Annotated in this window: 17 protein-coding genes and 1 pseudogene; 5 read left to right on the forward strand and 13 right to left on the reverse strand. The window is 64.3% G+C overall.

Features of this window, described 5'->3' with window-relative positions:
• Positions 1-50 precede the first annotated feature (50 nt).
• Positions 51-695, forward strand: coding sequence for a glutathione S-transferase family protein (locus tag P6U28_RS35775; protein ID WP_122406946.1), 645 nt, complete (start codon positions 51-53; stop codon positions 693-695).
• A 4-nt stretch (positions 696-699) separates the two neighbouring features.
• Here P6U28_RS35775 and P6U28_RS35780 read toward each other — a convergent pair whose 3' ends face one another.
• The 4 genes from P6U28_RS35780 to P6U28_RS35795 all read right to left on the reverse strand — a co-directional run bounded on the left by P6U28_RS35780 (position 700) and on the right by P6U28_RS35795 (position 4,670).
• Complete coding sequence (locus P6U28_RS35780) at positions 700-1,485, reverse strand: enoyl-CoA hydratase/isomerase family protein (RefSeq protein ID WP_122405822.1); 786 nt, start codon at positions 1,483-1,485, stop codon at positions 700-702.
• Between the two features lie 11 nt (positions 1,486-1,496).
• A complete protein-coding gene (locus P6U28_RS35785; protein ID WP_407120692.1) occupies positions 1,497-2,603 on the reverse strand; it encodes a cyclic nucleotide-gated ion channel in 1,107 nt (368 codons plus the stop codon).
• Between the two features lie 163 nt (positions 2,604-2,766).
• Positions 2,767-2,985: a hypothetical protein gene (locus tag P6U28_RS35790; RefSeq protein WP_122405820.1), complete on the reverse strand. Its 219-nt coding sequence runs from the start codon at positions 2,983-2,985 to the stop codon at positions 2,767-2,769.
• Positions 2,986-3,224: 239 nt separating this feature from the next.
• Complete coding sequence (locus tag P6U28_RS35795; RefSeq protein WP_407120693.1) at positions 3,225-4,670, reverse strand: TAXI family TRAP transporter solute-binding subunit; 1,446 nt, start codon at positions 4,668-4,670, stop codon at positions 3,225-3,227.
• Positions 4,671-5,066: 396 nt separating this feature from the next.
• Between P6U28_RS35795 and P6U28_RS35800 the strand changes: the two genes are divergently transcribed.
• Both P6U28_RS35800 and P6U28_RS35805 read left to right on the forward strand, forming a co-directional pair.
• Complete coding sequence (locus tag P6U28_RS35800; RefSeq protein WP_174221653.1) at positions 5,067-5,414, forward strand: DUF3307 domain-containing protein; 348 nt, start codon at positions 5,067-5,069, stop codon at positions 5,412-5,414.
• A 240-nt stretch (positions 5,415-5,654) separates the two neighbouring features.
• Positions 5,655-6,053, forward strand: a complete 399-nt coding sequence (locus P6U28_RS35805; RefSeq protein WP_162500465.1) for a hypothetical protein — start codon at positions 5,655-5,657, stop codon at positions 6,051-6,053.
• Here P6U28_RS35805 and P6U28_RS35810 read toward each other — a convergent pair.
• A complete protein-coding gene (locus tag P6U28_RS35810) occupies positions 6,050-6,364 on the reverse strand; it encodes a YkgJ family cysteine cluster protein (protein ID WP_162500464.1) in 315 nt (104 codons plus the stop codon). The genes P6U28_RS35805 and P6U28_RS35810 overlap by 4 nt on opposite strands.
• Before the next feature lie 5 nt (positions 6,365-6,369).
• Positions 6,370-7,068, reverse strand: coding sequence for a YafY family protein (locus tag P6U28_RS35815; protein WP_122405816.1), 699 nt, complete (start codon positions 7,066-7,068; stop codon positions 6,370-6,372).
• 127 nt (positions 7,069-7,195) lie between these two features.
• On the opposite strand from P6U28_RS35815, the gene P6U28_RS35820 reads away from it, so the two are divergent.
• Positions 7,196-7,471: a hypothetical protein gene (locus tag P6U28_RS35820; RefSeq protein ID WP_122405815.1), complete on the forward strand. Its 276-nt coding sequence runs from the start codon at positions 7,196-7,198 to the stop codon at positions 7,469-7,471.
• Positions 7,472-7,506: 35 nt separating this feature from the next.
• Positions 7,507-8,235, forward strand: a complete 729-nt coding sequence (locus tag P6U28_RS35825; protein ID WP_122405814.1) for a glutathione S-transferase family protein — start codon at positions 7,507-7,509, stop codon at positions 8,233-8,235.
• A gap of 159 nt (positions 8,236-8,394) precedes the next feature.
• Here the strand turns inward: P6U28_RS35825 and P6U28_RS35830 are convergent, their stop codons facing one another.
• From P6U28_RS35830 to P6U28_RS35860, 7 genes and pseudogenes are all read right to left on the reverse strand, one after another.
• A complete protein-coding gene (locus P6U28_RS35830; protein ID WP_122405813.1) occupies positions 8,395-9,546 on the reverse strand; it encodes an ABC transporter substrate-binding protein in 1,152 nt (383 codons plus the stop codon).
• Between the two features lie 78 nt (positions 9,547-9,624).
• A complete protein-coding gene (locus P6U28_RS35835) occupies positions 9,625-10,044 on the reverse strand; it encodes a thioesterase family protein (protein ID WP_122405812.1) in 420 nt (139 codons plus the stop codon).
• A 207-nt stretch (positions 10,045-10,251) separates the two neighbouring features.
• On the reverse strand, positions 10,252-11,013 hold the full coding sequence (locus tag P6U28_RS35840) for an SDR family NAD(P)-dependent oxidoreductase (RefSeq protein WP_122405811.1): 762 nt from the start codon (positions 11,011-11,013) through the stop codon (positions 10,252-10,254).
• A gap of 22 nt (positions 11,014-11,035) precedes the next feature.
• Positions 11,036-12,919, reverse strand: coding sequence for a feruloyl-CoA synthase (locus P6U28_RS35845; protein ID WP_407120694.1), 1,884 nt, complete (start codon positions 12,917-12,919; stop codon positions 11,036-11,038).
• The gene (locus tag P6U28_RS35850; protein ID WP_122405809.1) at positions 12,916-13,725 is read right to left on the reverse strand and encodes a crotonase/enoyl-CoA hydratase family protein; all 810 of its coding nucleotides are present in this window, start codon (positions 13,723-13,725) and stop codon (positions 12,916-12,918) included. The genes P6U28_RS35845 and P6U28_RS35850 overlap by 4 nt, the downstream gene beginning before the upstream one ends.
• A 132-nt stretch (positions 13,726-13,857) precedes the next feature.
• Positions 13,858-14,538, reverse strand: coding sequence for a DUF2270 domain-containing protein (locus P6U28_RS35855; RefSeq protein ID WP_122405808.1), 681 nt, complete (start codon positions 14,536-14,538; stop codon positions 13,858-13,860).
• Positions 14,539-14,843: 305 nt separating this feature from the next.
• Positions 14,844-15,301 (reverse strand): annotated as a pseudogene (locus P6U28_RS35860) (DUF3237 domain-containing protein).
• Between the last annotated feature and the right edge of the window lie 41 nt (positions 15,302-15,342).

A 15,342-nucleotide genomic window follows, 5' to 3' on the forward strand; every position in this document is an offset into this window, starting at 1 on the left:
ATGGTCCGCTACAAGCTGCGCCGTTGCCAACCCGCCAGATGGAGAGTGCCATGACCGATCCGATCCGCGTCACCCTGTTCTATTCGCCGCAGACGCGCGCCACCGGCACGCGGGTGCTGCTGGAGGAGCTGGGAGCACCTTACGATCTCCATATTCTCAACATGAAGGCCGGCGAGCAGCGCAAGCCCGCCTATCTCGCCATCAACCCGCTCGGCAAGGTGCCGGCGGTTCGCCACGGCGAAGCGCTGGTGACCGAGCAGGTCGCGATCACCATCTATCTCGCCGATCTGTTCCCGCAGGCTGGGCTGACGCCCGCCCTGAACGATCCGCTGCGCGGGCCTTATCTGCGCTGGATCGCCTATTACGGATCGTCGTTCGAGCCGGCCCTGATCGACAAGTTCATGCAGCGCGAGCCGGCGCCGATCACGCAATCGCCCTATGCCGATTACGACACCATGCTGGGTGCGCTCGAGGCCCAGCTGGCGAAAGGACCCTATCTGCTCGGCGAGCGCATGACGGCGGCCGATATCTTGTGGGGCGTCGCCTTCAGTTGGACCATGATGTTCGGCATCGTCCCGAAGAAGGACGTCTTCGTAAGATATGCCGAGCGCATGACCGCGCGGCCGGCGTTCCAGCGCGTCACCGCCGCCGACGCCGAGATGGCGGCGCAGCATGCCGCTGCGGCGGGTGGATGAGAGTTCAAAACCGCGGTGCTCTCTTTTCGGCGAACGCCTTGATGCCTTCCTTGATCTCCTCGCCGCGCATGCTGTCGCGGTGGCGCTGGTCGGCGGCTTCCTCATCGAGCTCACCGCGGGCGAACTCGTTGATCGCGCGTTTCATGCCGCGCATCGCCTGCGGCGCGTTGCCGGCGAGGAGGCCAGCGAGCTTGTCGACCTCCTCGTCCAGGAATTCCACCGGCACCATCGCGGTGAGATAGCCGATGCGCAGCATCTCCGGGGCGCTGATCTTTTGTGCGGTCAGGAACAGCTTCTTCGCATTTTCCACGCCGAGGCGGGTCACGTAGCGTTTGATACCGCTCGGGTAATAGTGCAGCCCAAGCCGCGCCGCCGGCATGAACATTTCCGCGGTATCGACGCCAATGCGGAAATCGCAGGCGAGCGCGAGGTCGGTCGAGCCGCCATAGACGCCACCATTGAGCCGGCAGATCGTCGGCACGCCGAGATCCTCGAGCCGGTTGACGACCACCTCGAAGGCCGAGCCCGCGCTCTGCTGCTCGCTGGCGCTGACAGCGCGTTCTGCCACCGAATTGAGATCGTAGCCCGCGGAGAAGGCGCGTCCGGTGCCGGTCAGCACCAGCACGCGAATGTCGCGATCGGCCTCGACCCGGTCGAACAGTCTCGTCAATTCGCCGAGATCCTCCGCCTGGAGCCGGTTGAGATGCTTCGGCCGGTTGAGGCGGATGGTGGCGCGGGCGCCGGTGATCTCGAGCAGGGGGCTGGATGCCGCCTCGGCTGTGTCCGACATTCTTGTCTCCATTACTTGTTCTCGAGCGCACGCCGTTTTGCTTCCGCGTCGATAGTTTCGGCGAGATCGGGATGCCGCGCCATCAGCACGCGGAAATCGATGAGGTCGAGCACCAGAAGCCGCGACACTTTCGTGGTCGAGACGTTCGCGCCGCGCTTGTTGTTGCCGAGCAGCGCCATCTCGCCGAAGAAGTCGCCTTCGCCGAGCTGCACCTTCTTGCCGGGCAGATCGACCTCGACCTCGCCGGCGGCGATAAAATACATGCAGTCGCCTTGCGCACCTTTGCGGATGACCGTGGTGCGCGCCGGCAGCTCGATGGTGCGCAGCATGTGGGTGACGTCGGCGATGGCCGCGGGTCCCAGGGTCGCGAAGAACGGTACCTTGCTGACGGACTCCCAGGTCTTGAGGAAATTGTCGCGCCGCGTCTCCGCGGCGAATCCGGTCGCCAAAATACCGGTCCAGAGGCCGAACACGCCGAGGCCGGAGATCATCACCAGGGCCGCCACCAAGCGCCCTAGCGGCGTGACCGGCACGACGTCGCCATAGCCGGTCGTCGTCAGGGTCACCACCGCCCACCACAGCGCGGCCGGTACGCTGCCGAAGGTCTGCGGCTGCACGTCGCGCTCGAGGAAATATTCGGCGACGGAAGCGAGGAAGACCACCATCAGGAAGATCACGAGCACGCTGAGCAGCGGCCCCGATTCCAGCACCAGCACGCGGCGCAGCTGCCGCAGGCCGGGAATGCCCGGCACCACCTTCAGCACCCAGAGCACGCTGAGCAGCCAGGCCGTCTTCGGCTCAACGCCGAGGAGAAGCGCGACCGGCACGGCCAGCGCCCCGATCGCGTCGACGATGCCGGCGGAGGAGGACACATAGAGCGAAAGACGCCCCTGCCGCGCCATGTGGCGCAGCCGCACCAGCCATTCGAACACGAAATAGGCGAGGCAGGTCCAGAGCAGGGCGTCGACCCAGCCGCGCGCCTCTTTGGCCTGGCTGTCCGTCAGCAACACCATGCTGAGCACGCCGACGATCACCGCGACATAAGCCGCCTTGGTCATGTTGCGGCCGGCCGTGGCGGCCGTGAACTGGGCCAGAGCGGAGATCAGCGGCTTGGACATGCGGGAAGGCTATTCGGTCTCGGGGCAAGTCTCGAGGCCCCGGTTGGGACGTCGACACCAAAGTGCCCGCCCGGGCGGAGGCCGTCAACGATGGCGCAGGCCGTTTTGCAGGCGCCGCTGCGCCGGGCCTTGCCGGTCCGTGCCGCCATCGCTGGCGGAGTGGCTATCTGAAGTGTGGCGGCTCGTCGTAGCCGCGACGGCTGCTGAAGAACAGCAGTACCATCAGCCCGACGCCGACGATGACGGAAAACCCCGCACCCAGCGCCAGCGCCACATAACCTTCAGTCGGGATCGGCTCACCTTCGACCGCCATCGCGGAATAGGCGAAGTAGCCGGCCGCCGCAAGCATTGCCAGAAGGAGGGTGATCAGGAGTGCACGCATGCCGCGTTCTCCGGTTGTAACTGAAAGCCAACGGTTGCGGATGGGCAGGGTTCCAGACCGCCGGCTCACGATCAGGCGGGACATCATAGCCTCAGTGCCGTGCCCCGGGCGCGGCGCAGCACGTATTGATGGCAGCGCATGGTGTGGTGGGTTCCTGGGTCCCGGCTCGGCGCCGCAACGCCTTCGGCATTGCAGCTTGTCCGGGACATGAGGGTGGTGGGTTGGCCCAGCCCGGTGGATCAGGCGCTCTGGGCGGTCTTCACCACCACGACATTGCTGTCGTCCAGCGGGGCCGGGCCGGCATCGCGCGCGGTCTTTTCAGCTTCGCTGGCATGACGTTTCAGATAGTCGCGGCGCATGCCGATTTCGTCGCGGACGAATTCGTAGCCGAGCTTGAAGGTGTCGAGCCCGTCGGTACTGATCGTGCCGTCTCTGAGGCCGATCACGGCGCCGCGCAAGATGGCCTCCAGCTCGTCTTGGAGGCATTCGAGCTGATCCAGCGAGTGGGCGTGCTCGATCCGCTCGCCGATATCGAGAATCGCAGTCGAGAGCTCGCTGGCCTTCTCCGGTGCGATGCGGGTGATCTTGGCGTAGATCGCCGCGAAGATCGAGCCGATGACGCTGAGCGCGGCGGCGCCCAGATACATCATGTCGCTGTACTTATCCATGAACGACTTGGTGTCGTCGTTGATGTAGTCGGCGGCGCCCCGATGCGCGATCACGAAGGCGTCCTTCTCGACGGAGGCTGGCTCTATCCTGGTGGCAAAGCCGTTGTCGAGTCCGAGTGCGGACTTGTTCTCGTAAATGGTGCGTGCGAGCTCGCCGGCGGTGGTCGGGGACATCCTGGATTGTGCGACCAGCAGCCATTCGAGCCCGATCGTGTCGAGATCGTCGTCGGGAATTTGCGGCGAGGTCGACAATGTACCCGCTGTCAGCGTCTCGTCGGAAATACCCGGGAATTTGCGCGCCAGCGCCTTGGCCTCGTCGATCGCGTTCAGCGTGAAGCCGCCGCGTTTGGCGGCTTGCTCATAGGACTTGTCCCGCACCGCCTTCGAAGCGTGGACGATGGCGACCACTGCGCCGAAGCCGTTTGACGGCGCAAACAGCTTGTCGAGTGTTGTGCCCTGCGGCGCCATCTGGATCTTCGCAGCGTCAGGGCCGTCGGGAACGTCGAGGATGCTGCGGACGAAGGCGAGCGAGGCTTCGTTCTCGGCGACGACCGCGACCCTCTTCTTCTTCAGCTCGGCGAGCGACTTGATCTTCTTGTTGCCGGGACCGAGCAGGAGCACGAGGTCGTGCTCGAGGATCGCGAGTGTGCGCGCCCGCAGCGGTACCCTGGCATCTGTGCGCAGCACGGTGAGGTCGGCTTGCCTGCGGTCGAACTGGACGACCGCCTTGGCGTTGTCGGCGTTGCTGACGATCTTGATCCGGAAGCGCGAGGCGTTGTTCTTCAGGAGAGCAGCGAGCTTGGCCGCGAACAGTGCCTCGTCGCTGTTGGGTCCACCGACGGCAAAGGTGAGCGTTTCCGAATTGTGCACCAGCGCGCGGCCGGCCCAGACGGTGGCAAGCGACAGCAGCAGGGTCAGCACGACGTAGAGGAAAACCTGCTGCTGGTTGGTCTTGATCACCTTGGTGCGCCGGGGCGGAGGCACGGTCGGCGATGCGGTGGGGCCTTCAGTACCCATGGCAGCACTCTGGCCTTACTCTTTGATGGCGGGTAGTGCGCTCATGGGCGGACGCCCCGTAATTCGTAAACGCCTGAAAAAAAGAACGATATTCTCTAGCGGCGATGATAGCGCCGGGCTAGCGGAATGCAAAGTTCGAGCCGGAGGGTAACCTTACCCGATGTGGCCGCGGCTATTGGTCATCCTATCACGTTAGCCACAGTTGGCGATTTTCCGGTTCCACCCGGCTGCATTCCGCCGCGGGAGATGTCATAAATCACGCGTCCCGGCGATTTGACCGGTCCAAGAAGAAGTCGCGCTGAACGCTCCAATTCTTCTCGTCACGTCAATGAGGGCGTCAGCTTGTCGTTTCCAACCATGTTATCGGCGATTCCGGTTGAAGCGCTCATTGGCTGGATGTTGCTGCTCACCTTCAAGCACATCATTGCCGATTTCGTTCTCCAAACCGCCTGGATGGCGCACGGCAAGGACCAGAAGCATGGCTGGGCCCTGCCGCTTCTGGTGCACTGCCTGGTCCACCTTGCCGTTGCGCTGCCCCTGATCGTGATCGTGGCGCCAAAATTCTGGTTCGTGGCCTTCATTGATTTCGCGATCCACATCACGATCGACCGCGCCAAGGGATTCGTCTCCGCCAATTTCGGCGTCGACCTCGCGCATCCCTGGTTCTGGACCCTGATCGGAGTCGACCAGGCGCTGCATCACCTGACCGGCTTCGGCCTCTCCATCTTCATGGCGGCGAACTGAGGGCTGCGCAGTCATTCCGGGGCGGTCCGCAGGACCGAACTATGGAGCGCAATTGCGCTCCTGAGAGAATCTCGAGATTCCGGGTTCTCGCTTCGCGATCCCCGGAATGACAGCAATCAGCAAAGCCCGCCCTCCTGATTCGCGGGTCACGCGCAACTACCCCGGACGACTGCCGCCCGGCGTGGTTAACCTTTCGTTAGAGAATTGCGCTGCATCTTCCGCACACGAGGGAGAACTGCAATGTTTTCAAGCCGCGACACCTTTGAAGGCGATTTCTGCCCGGTCCGCGACGAGCTCCTTGGCGAGATGTATCGCGCCAGCGAGAGTGGCCTGCCGAGGCTGGTTGAGAGTGTTTCCCCTGATGTTCGCGCCAGGCTGGCGCTGTTCTGCTACCGCCGCAGCCATCTGCACTCGCTGGCGGTCGCGATCGCAGCAAGCTGCAGCGAGCGCGACCTGATCGAGAACGGCGGCCGCGTCGGCTCGACGCTCTACACGCTGTCGCGCGAAGGCACGGCGAAATCCTCATCGTCGCTGTCGGGCGGGCGCAAGCCGATCACGCTGTCGACCAAACCGCTCTCGGTACTCGCACCGCTCGATGACGAGCTCGACGACGAGATCAGCGAAGCCGTTCCGGCCTAAACGGCCTCTATCATCGGCAACCCGAACTTCCGCCGCGCCATCGCGCATTCGGCATCGCCCGGCATGCAGGTGCGGCACACGTCCGGCCGCACTTCATAGATGCCGCAGGCCGTCGCTTTTCCGATTTCCCCCTGCAAGGCCGCGCAGCGATCACCCTCGCAGCGCATGCCGGACTGGCGCGCGTTGACCAGCGCGTCGGGAATCGCGGCAAGCTCCTCGTCGCTCTCGATCGAGAAGCGCGGCCAGTTCTCCGAATAGCTGCAGCAGGCGCCGCAACCCTGGCAACAGCTCGACAGGTCGATCTCTTCCATCGTCCTCACGTATCCTTTGGCGGACCCCAGACCAGGCTCTGCCGCCATCTTGCGCGCAGCACGTCGCGCCGCTCCGGATATTTCTCGTCGAGATAGGTCGCCTCGACCACGCGATCGGTGCGGAAGCTGCGGAAGTCGCCGCGCAGCTCGCACCAGGCTGCCAGCAGCCGCACCGCTTCGAGATAGCCGACCGAAATCGGCCAGATCACGCGCTCGCTGGGGCGGCCTTGCTCGTCGCGATAGCGCAGCATGATCTTCTTGCCTTCGTGGATATGAGTGCGGGTGCGCGCCATGTCCAGGCGGTCCGGCTCCCTGTTCCAGCTCGGCCGCGCCCGGCTCGCCGGCTCCAGCACGAAGGGCCGCAGGCGCTCAGGCACGGTGTCGGCGATCTTGGCCATCAAGTCTTCGGCCGCGCGCGCCAGAGCGGAGTCGGCGTGGCCTGCGACCCATTGCGCACCCAGCACCGCCGCCTCGATCTCGTCGGGTGTCAGCATGAGCGGCGGGAGGTCAAAACCCTTTTCCAGGATGTAACCCATCCCGGCCTCGCCGCGGATCGGCACGCGCTGGCCGATCAGGGTTGCGATGTCGCGATAAATGGTGCGCTTCGAGGTCTCGAGCTCGGCTGCGATCGCGTCCGCCGTCAGCGGCTTACGCGTGCGCCTCAGCACCTGGATGATTTGAAACAGCCGGTCGGCGCGTCTCATGACAGGTCTCTTATCGCTGCTTTTTCTCGGTGGTCTTTCTCAGAAGGCGGCGTGCGGCTGCTGACAGAATGTTGGCAGCAGGTGAGTTCTATACCGGGGCAACACATCGACTGAAGAGGATTTGTCCATGATCATTCCAACCCATTTCGGCCCGGCCGGCCCGTTGTGGCGGAGCCAGCCTTTCCAGGTGCAGGCGTGGCAGGCTTGGGCATTCAGCCGCCTCGTTTCGCTCGATTTCACCATTGTCGACCTCCGCCTTGCGCTCGGGACCGCCGTGACGCGTTCGCTGGTTCATGCCGCGGATGCGCTGGTCCGCCATTTCATGGGGCTCGCCTGGCGAGGGGCCCGCTTTGCAGAAGATATCACGGCTGCTGCCACCATGGTGGCAGCAGCAGACCGCTAGGTTCCTTCTCGTTCGACAGGTTCAGGAGAGCTCGCATGATCACGCTTTACGGCTTTGGCGCTGGCTTCGGCCTGCCGGAAATCAGCCCCTTCGTCACCAAGACGGAGGTGCAGCTCAAGATGGCGGGGCTGCCATACCGGAAGGAGCGGGCAATGCCGCCGGCTTCGCCCAAGGGGCAGCTGCCTTTCATCGACGACGGCGGCGAGGCGGTGGCCGATTCCACCTTCATCCGCGCCCACATCGAGCGCCGCTACGGCTTCGATTTCGATGCCGGCCTCTCGTTGCAGGAGCGTGCGCAGGCTTGGGCGTTCGAGCGCATGATCGAGCATCACGTCTACTGGGCGCTGGTCGGCGCCCGCTGGGTGGATCCGGTCAACTTCGCCAAGGGCCCTGCGCATTTCTTCGACGGTGCGCCGGAGCACAGCCGCGAAAAACTCCGCGAGGACGCACAGTTCCGCATCGCCGAGAACTATCTGCTCTCCGGCCTCGGCCGCCATGCGCCCGATGACGACGTCGATCTCGCCGTGCGCTCGCTGTTCGCGCTGTCGGTGCAGCTCGGCGACAAGGCGTATCTGATGGGCAACAAGCCCTGCGGCGTCGACGCCACCGCCTTCGGCGCACTCGCCGGGATCTTGACGCCATTCTTCGAATCTGGACTGCGGCAGCGGGCCGAGGGATTTCCAAACCTCACGGCGTATGTCGACCGCATGATGGACGATTACTATCCGGAGTTCGCCTGGACCCCGCTGCGGCAGGCGGCTTAGCGCTTGCAAGTCGGTTATTCGTGAAGCGCCGAACTCCCGACATCGTCATGGCCGGGACAAGCCCGGGCATGACGACCCAGGCGGCAATTTGATCCCGAAGAAGAACAAAAGAGCCGGCCCGATGGGCCGGCTCTCGTCGTCTCAAAACTGTCGCTCTGCCTACTTCACCAGCGAGTACTTGCCGTTCTTCACCGTCAGCAGGATGCGCGAGCGCTCGTCGAGGCCGTAGCGGTCCTTTTCGGTGAAGTTGTAGACGCCTTGACTCGCTGCAAGCTCCTTCTCTGACAGCAGTGCCTGACGAATCGCTTCGCGGAATTCCGGCGTTCCGGGTTTTGCGGTTTTCAGCGCGGTGGGGATCACGCGCTTCAGGATCTCGAATGCATCGTAGGAATGGCCGGCGAACTGGCTGCGGCTGTTCGGACCGTACTTGGCTTCATAGGCCGAGTTGAGCGCGAGGCCCGGCTTCTTGGTGGCAGCTTCGTCCGGCTGGTCTTCGGGGTCCATCACAGGACCCGAGGCCATCAGCACGCCCTCGGCCGCTTTGCCGGCGATGCGGATGAAATCCATGCTGGCCGCGCCATGGGTCTGGTAGATCAGGCCCTGATAGCCGCGCTCGCGCAGCTCGGTCTGCGGCAGCGCGGCGGCGGTGCCGGAGGCGCCGACCAGGATGGCGTCGGGATTGGCCGCGACGAGCTTTAGCACCTGTCCGGTCACCGAAGTGTCAGGACGGGCGAAGCGCTCCTCGTCGACGATGGTCATGCCCATCGGCACCGCCTGCGCCTTGAGGTCGTTGAACCAGAGATCGCCGTAGGAGTCCGAATAGCCGATATAGCCGAGCGTCTTCACACCCTTGGCTTTCATGTGGTCGTACAGAACCTTGCCCACGATCGGAATCGGCTGCGGCATTGCCACCGACCACTTCATGCGCTCCGGCGTGATCGGGAAGGGTGCCAGACCAAAGTGCGGGATGCCGGCTTCGTTGGCGACGTTGGAGACCGCGATCGTCGGCGGCGTCAGCGCCGAGCCCATGATGATGTCGGCCTTGGATTCGGTCACGAAGCGCCGGGCGTTGGTGGTCGCGGTGGTGGGATCGCCGCCGTCGTCGAGCACGATCACCTTCAGCGGCACGCCGCCGATCTCCTTGGGCACGAATTCCAGCGCGTTGCGCTCGGGAATGCCAAGCGCCGCGCCCGGTCCGGTCGTGGTGGTGGTGATGCCGATGGTGATTTCGCTGGTCTGGGCCAGCGCAGGCAGTGCCGGCAGCGCCAGTGCGGCCGCAGTGATGGCAGCGGTCAAATAAAAGCGTTTCATCTATTCCTCCCTTGACGTCGTTCTTTGAAAGCAGAAATCGGGGGCCAATTCAGCCCCCTCTTTTGGTGATGCGGCGATTTAGCGTCCCGTGAATTTGGCGACCATCTCCGGCGGAAACGGTGCCGATTTCAGCTTGTCGGGGTTGGCAGGATCGCGGCCGACCAGGACGCGGGTCTCGAACCCCTCGATCGCCAGCGCCTCGCCCTTGTAGACGTCGTGCTTCACCTCGAAGCTCGAGCGCTTGATGCTCTCGATTCTGGTTTCGATGGTGATCCAATCGCCATAGGTCGAGGGGATGTAGAACTTGGCCCGCGTGTCGACCATGGGAATGCCCACCAGGCCGTACTTGCGGACCAGGTCCTGCTTGGAGAAGCCGGCGACCTCGAACAGGGTCGAGGTCGAATCGTCGAACATCGCGAAATAGCGCGGGTAATAGACGATGTTGGCAGGGTCGCAATCACCCCACTGGATCTGGACCTCGCGCCGGTTCACGAACATGGCTTATGCATCCACTAGCGCTGTGCCACGCCTCTCCCGGAGGGAGAGGTCGAATTGCTCCTTGCGATGCGCAGCATTGTCAAGAGCAATTCGGGTGAGGGGTTACGGTCCCTCGATAGGGCAGGGCCCCTCACCCAGCGCTGCGCGCCGACCTCTCCCGATGGGAGAGGTAAGGTCGAGGTCGCTGTTGCAATCCCGCTCATCAATTTACTTCGGCGCCATGCGCAGCGAGCCGTCGAGGCGCACCACTTCGCCGTTCAGATAGGCATTCTCGACCATGTGCAGGGCGAGTGCGGCGAACTCGTCGGCATTGCCGAGCCGGCGCGGGAAGGGGATCGCGGCAGCGAGCGAGTCCTGGGCTTCCTGCGGCAGGTTGGCGAGCAGCGGCGTCAGGAACAGGCCGGGCGCAATCGTCAGCACGCGAATGCCGAACTGCGCGAGCTCGCGCGCGATCGGCAGCGTCATGCCGACGATGCCGCCCTTGGACGCCGAATAGGCGGACTGGCCGATCTGGCCGTCATAGGCCGCCACGGAGGCGGTGTTGATGATGACGCCGCGCTCGCCGCTCGCCTGCGGCTCCAGCTTGGACATCTCGGCCGCGGCGAGGCGCAGCATGTTGAAGGTGCCGATCAGATTGACCTTGATCACCTTGTCGAAGTCCGAAAGCGCCATCGGACCGTCACGGCCAACGACGCGTTTTGCCACGCCGATGCCAGCGCAGTTGACCAGCACGCGCGCCGGGCCGTGGGCCTTCGTCGCCTGCGCGATCGCGGCTTCAGCGGACGCGGCATCGGAGACGTCGCAGGTCACGGCCACGCCCTTGATCTCGGCCGCAACCGTTTCGGCAAGCTTGGTATTGAGATCGCACACCGCGACCTTGGCGCCCTGCGCCGCCAGCTTTCGCGCGGTGGCCGCGCCAAGCCCTGATGCGCCGCCGGTGACGATGGCTGCCTGATCCTTCAACAACATGGCGTTCTCCTTCGATGATTTCTCAAGCGACCGATATCACACGGTCCGACGGATTGGCAGCGTAGAGCTCGTCGATCAATGCGGTGCGATGTTCCAGCACGGCGCGCTGGTTGATCGAGCCCTTGTCGGTGACCTCGCCCTTGTCGATCGACAGCGGCGTGTCCATCAGGATCGCGCGCGTGATCCGGGTCGAGGAGCCCGTGGCCTGGCTGAGGAAACCGGTCAGGCGCTCGCGGAAAGCCTCGCGAACCAGCCGGTCGCGCGTCGCGACGACCAGATCGTCGGCCGGCAGCGTCGGGTTGATCAGGCGGCAGCCGTCGAGATCGAGCACGACCAGCGCGCAGATCTCGTCGCGGTTGATGCCGGCGATGACGACGTCGCGCACCAAGGGCGCGCAGGCCGCAACGAAGCGCGCGCGCAAGGGGCCGACGCTGACCCAGGTGCCGCTCGCCAGCTTGAAATCCTCGCTGACGCGTCCGTCGAAGTCGAAGCCGGCGTTGAGATCATTCGGGTCGGCGGGCTTGAGCGCGTCGCCCATCTTGTAAAATCCTTCCTCGTCGAAGGATCTTGCGGTGATGTCGGGCTGGCGCCAGTACCCCGGCATCACGTTCGGTCCCTTGGCGCGCACCTCCAGCTTGCCGTTGTTGGGCACCAGCTTGGCCTCGTTGCCTGACACCGGGAGTCCGACATGACCGGAGCGGCTGGTGCGCGGATTGACCGACATGAAGAACGGTGCGGTCTCGGTGGCGCCAAGGCCGGTCAGCATCGGCACGCGATAGCCCTTCTCCTTCACCGCGAGCTCGTCGAGACTATTCCAGACGAACGGCGATAACGCGGCGCCCGAGAAGAACATCGCGTGCAGCCGGTCGAAGAACTTTGCGCGCAGCCCCTGGTCCTCGCGCAAATAGGGCAGCAGCGATTCGTAGCCCTTGGGCACGTTGAAATAGACCGTCGGCGAAATCTCCTGGAGATTGCGCACGGTCTCCTCGATGCCGCCGGGCACCGGTTTGCCGGCGTCCAGATACATCGAGCCGCCATTGTAGAGCGTCAGCCCGATATTGTGGTTGCCGCCAAAGGTGTGATTCCACGGCAGCCAATCGATGATGACGGGCGGCTCGTCCTTGAGGAAGGCGAGCGTTTCGCGCAGCATCACCTGATTGGCGCAGATCATGCGCTGGGTGTTGATGACGGCCTTGGGATTGCCCGTCGAGCCCGAGGTCAGCAGGAATTTTGCGATCGTGTCGGGGCCGATCCTGCTATGGACGTCGTCGAGGTCGCCGCGGATCGGCGCGGCCATGAGGTCGGCAAGCAGGGTGACGTCGCGGCCCGGCACGCTGCCGTAGGACGCGGCGATCTCGGTGCCGAGCGAGACGTTGGCGGCAAGCGCATCGGCGAACTTGTCGGCGTCCTCGGCGAAGACGAGGCCCGGCGTCAGCAGCTTCATCAGGTAAGATAGCTTGCCGTAATCCTTCGACACCAGCGAATAGGCCGGCGACACCGGGCAGAACGGAACGCCTGCGTACAAAGCGCCGAAAGCCAGCAGCGCGTGGTCGATCGAATTGCCGGAGAGGATCACGACCGGCCGCTCCGCCGACAGGCCGCGCTGGATCAACGCGGAGGCAATGTGCCGGCTCGCGGTGAGCAGCTCGGCATAGGTGATCTTGCGCCAGCCGCGGCCGCCTTCACGTTCGGCCATGAAGACGCGGTCCGGCGTGGTCGTGGCCCAGTGATGCAGGCGATCGGTGATGCGGACCGGATAGTCGCCGAGCGGCTGCTTGGGCCTGAGATAGATCGTGCCGTCTTCACGCCGCTCGATGTTGACGACGGGATCGCCGAACGAGATCGGCCGCAGCGGGAAAGTGCTCGCGCCGCGCTCCATGCTGGAAGAGGACGGCTGCGCACTCATGACTTCGGCTTCACCTTTGCGGTCTTGTGCTCGAGGAATTCGCGGATCCTGCGCTTTGCCTCTTTATCGCTCTGCGCGACGGTCGCCATCAGCGACTCCATCAACAGGCCGGTCTGCGGATTGGCCTCGGCGATCATCGGCAACGCCTGGAGCACGGCGAAATTCGTCAACGGCGCGTTGGACGCAACCTTGGTCGCGAGCTCCAGCGCCTTGCCGAGCCCGTGGCCGGCCTCGGTCAGGTATTGCGCGAAGCCGTAGGACGCGCCTTCGGTCGCGCTATAGACGCGGCCCGTCAGCATCATGTCCATCATCCTGGCAACGCCAATCAGCCGCGGCAGCCGCACCGAGCCGCCGCCACCGACGAAGATGCCGCGCTGTCCCTCCGGCAGCGCGAAATAGGTCGAAGGCTCGGCGACGCGGATATGCGCAGCACAGGCAAGCTCCAGCCCGCCGCCGATCACGGCGCCCCTGAGCGCCGCGATGACGGGCACGCGGCTGTACTGGATGCGGTCGAACACCCGATGCCACATCTGGGAATGGAGCAGGCCGCCCGTGGCGTCATGCTCGGTCAATTCGGACAGGTCGAGACCGCTGGAGAAATGGTCGCCGATGCCGTGGATGACGACCGCGCCGATGTCCTCGGGCAGGTTCGCGAAACACTCGCCGATTTCCAGGATGATGCCGTCATTGAGCGCATTGCGCTTGGCGGGCCGGTTCAGACCCACGGTCAGAACCCGGTCTGCCCGCTCGATCCGGAGTAGCCCGGAGGCGCCCGCGTTCGCGGTCTCGGCGTTTCCCTGTGTCATTTGCGTCCTTGTCAGAATAGTTATGTTGTATAACGAATTTTGAGGGAGTCAATATGGGACAGGGTTCCCGCCCCAAGGGGGCGAGGACAGTGGCGACGGCCGCGCCGCGTCTTTGGTCGCAACACCCCGTCGCTAGCCCATCGCCACTCCGTCGCCCTTGGCGCCGTGCTCGCGCTGGTCGAGCCACAGCGTGCCGAGTGCAAACGCCAGCCAGCCGAAATCGTAGGCAAAGCCCATGATGAGGACGATCCCGCCGGGAAGCGGTCCGACGGCGGCACGATCGACGAACTCCGCCAGGTTCGCGGCCGGCGTCGGATGGATGGCGATCTTGCCGTAATAGGCGACCGCCTGGATGACGAGGATCCAAACATAGTTGCGACGCAGCCGCCGTCCTGCGGCGCGGACGAACGAGATGTGGTGACGGGGTGCGGTGTAGTCGCGCGCGAGAATGGCCTGCCAGGTATCGTCGTGTGCTTCGCCCGTGAACATCGGGGCGTAGAAATTCTTCTCCAGCCAGCGCGCGCGAGCCCGCCAAACGTTGAAATAGCGATAGCGCCGCGCCTCCATGGCGAGGAACACGGCGACCAGCAGGCCGACGAGCACCATCGGCAGTGGCGATGCTCCCGGGGTCGAAAAAGTCGTCGACAGCGCGATCCCCATCGTGACGATCGCCCAGTTGGTCGTGTTGTCGAGCCGCGTTCGCCAGATGGTCGAGCGATAGACCTCGCCGCGGTAGAGGTGGGCAATAGCGCCCATTTCGGCAGGATCGAAGCGGTGCTGCGGGCTCGAGCCGCTGGAAGCCATGAGGGACATGGTGGCACTCCCCTGGTCTGCGCAACCTTGCGCCGGACCATCCTGAAACCAGCCGAGCCCTGGGTCAAAGGCGGATTGCGATGCGACTTTCACGTCGCGTCGGGCGCACGTCTGCCTTCTCGCGGTGCGTTTCACTCGTTGTGCCAGACAGCGCTCCCTCGAAATGCTTGGAGGCGCAGGGTAGCTAGCCGCCGGCTGGTACCCGCGCTCCCTGTGCGCAGTTGAGGTATTGCTACTATCGGTTGCAGGAAATTGAATGCCTGCGGGCCAACTTCGTTGGCCGTCCAAGGGACGCACGGACTCCCTCACATCACCTGATGCACGTCGATCACCACGCGGTCCGCATGGCGCGCGGCGGAGGCCACGAAGATGTGCTGCATCAGCCAGCGATACATCTCGTGACCCGTCTCGAATTTCGGTACGGTGCGGAAATAGATCAGCTTCGGATCGACCGGCTCGCCGTGCTTCAGCTTCTGCAACAACTCGACCGTCCGAAGCGCATGCCCTTGTTCTCTACATAGACGATTGCGCCATCGTCAGTCTCGAAGGCGTATTTCGCCTCCAGATCGATCAGCTCGTTGGGACGGATTGTCTGGAAGTCCGCGCCGAACGGCATCACCTTCCCGATGATGGTGCCCGTCACCTCGCCGCCGATGATCGGGATGATGCGACGAACGCCGATGCCGGTCTCGCCGGCGGTGATGACGTCACCGATGCGCGCTGTGATGGTGAATACGTATTTGGTCTCGAGAGTGGGGGTCATCGATCACTCCAACTGTCATGTCAGAAGGCGCCGGCGTCTTC

It is taken from the genome of Bradyrhizobium sp. STM 3561 (assembly GCF_045571455.1).
Lineage (GTDB): Bacteria > Pseudomonadota > Alphaproteobacteria > Rhizobiales > Xanthobacteraceae > Bradyrhizobium > Bradyrhizobium vignae.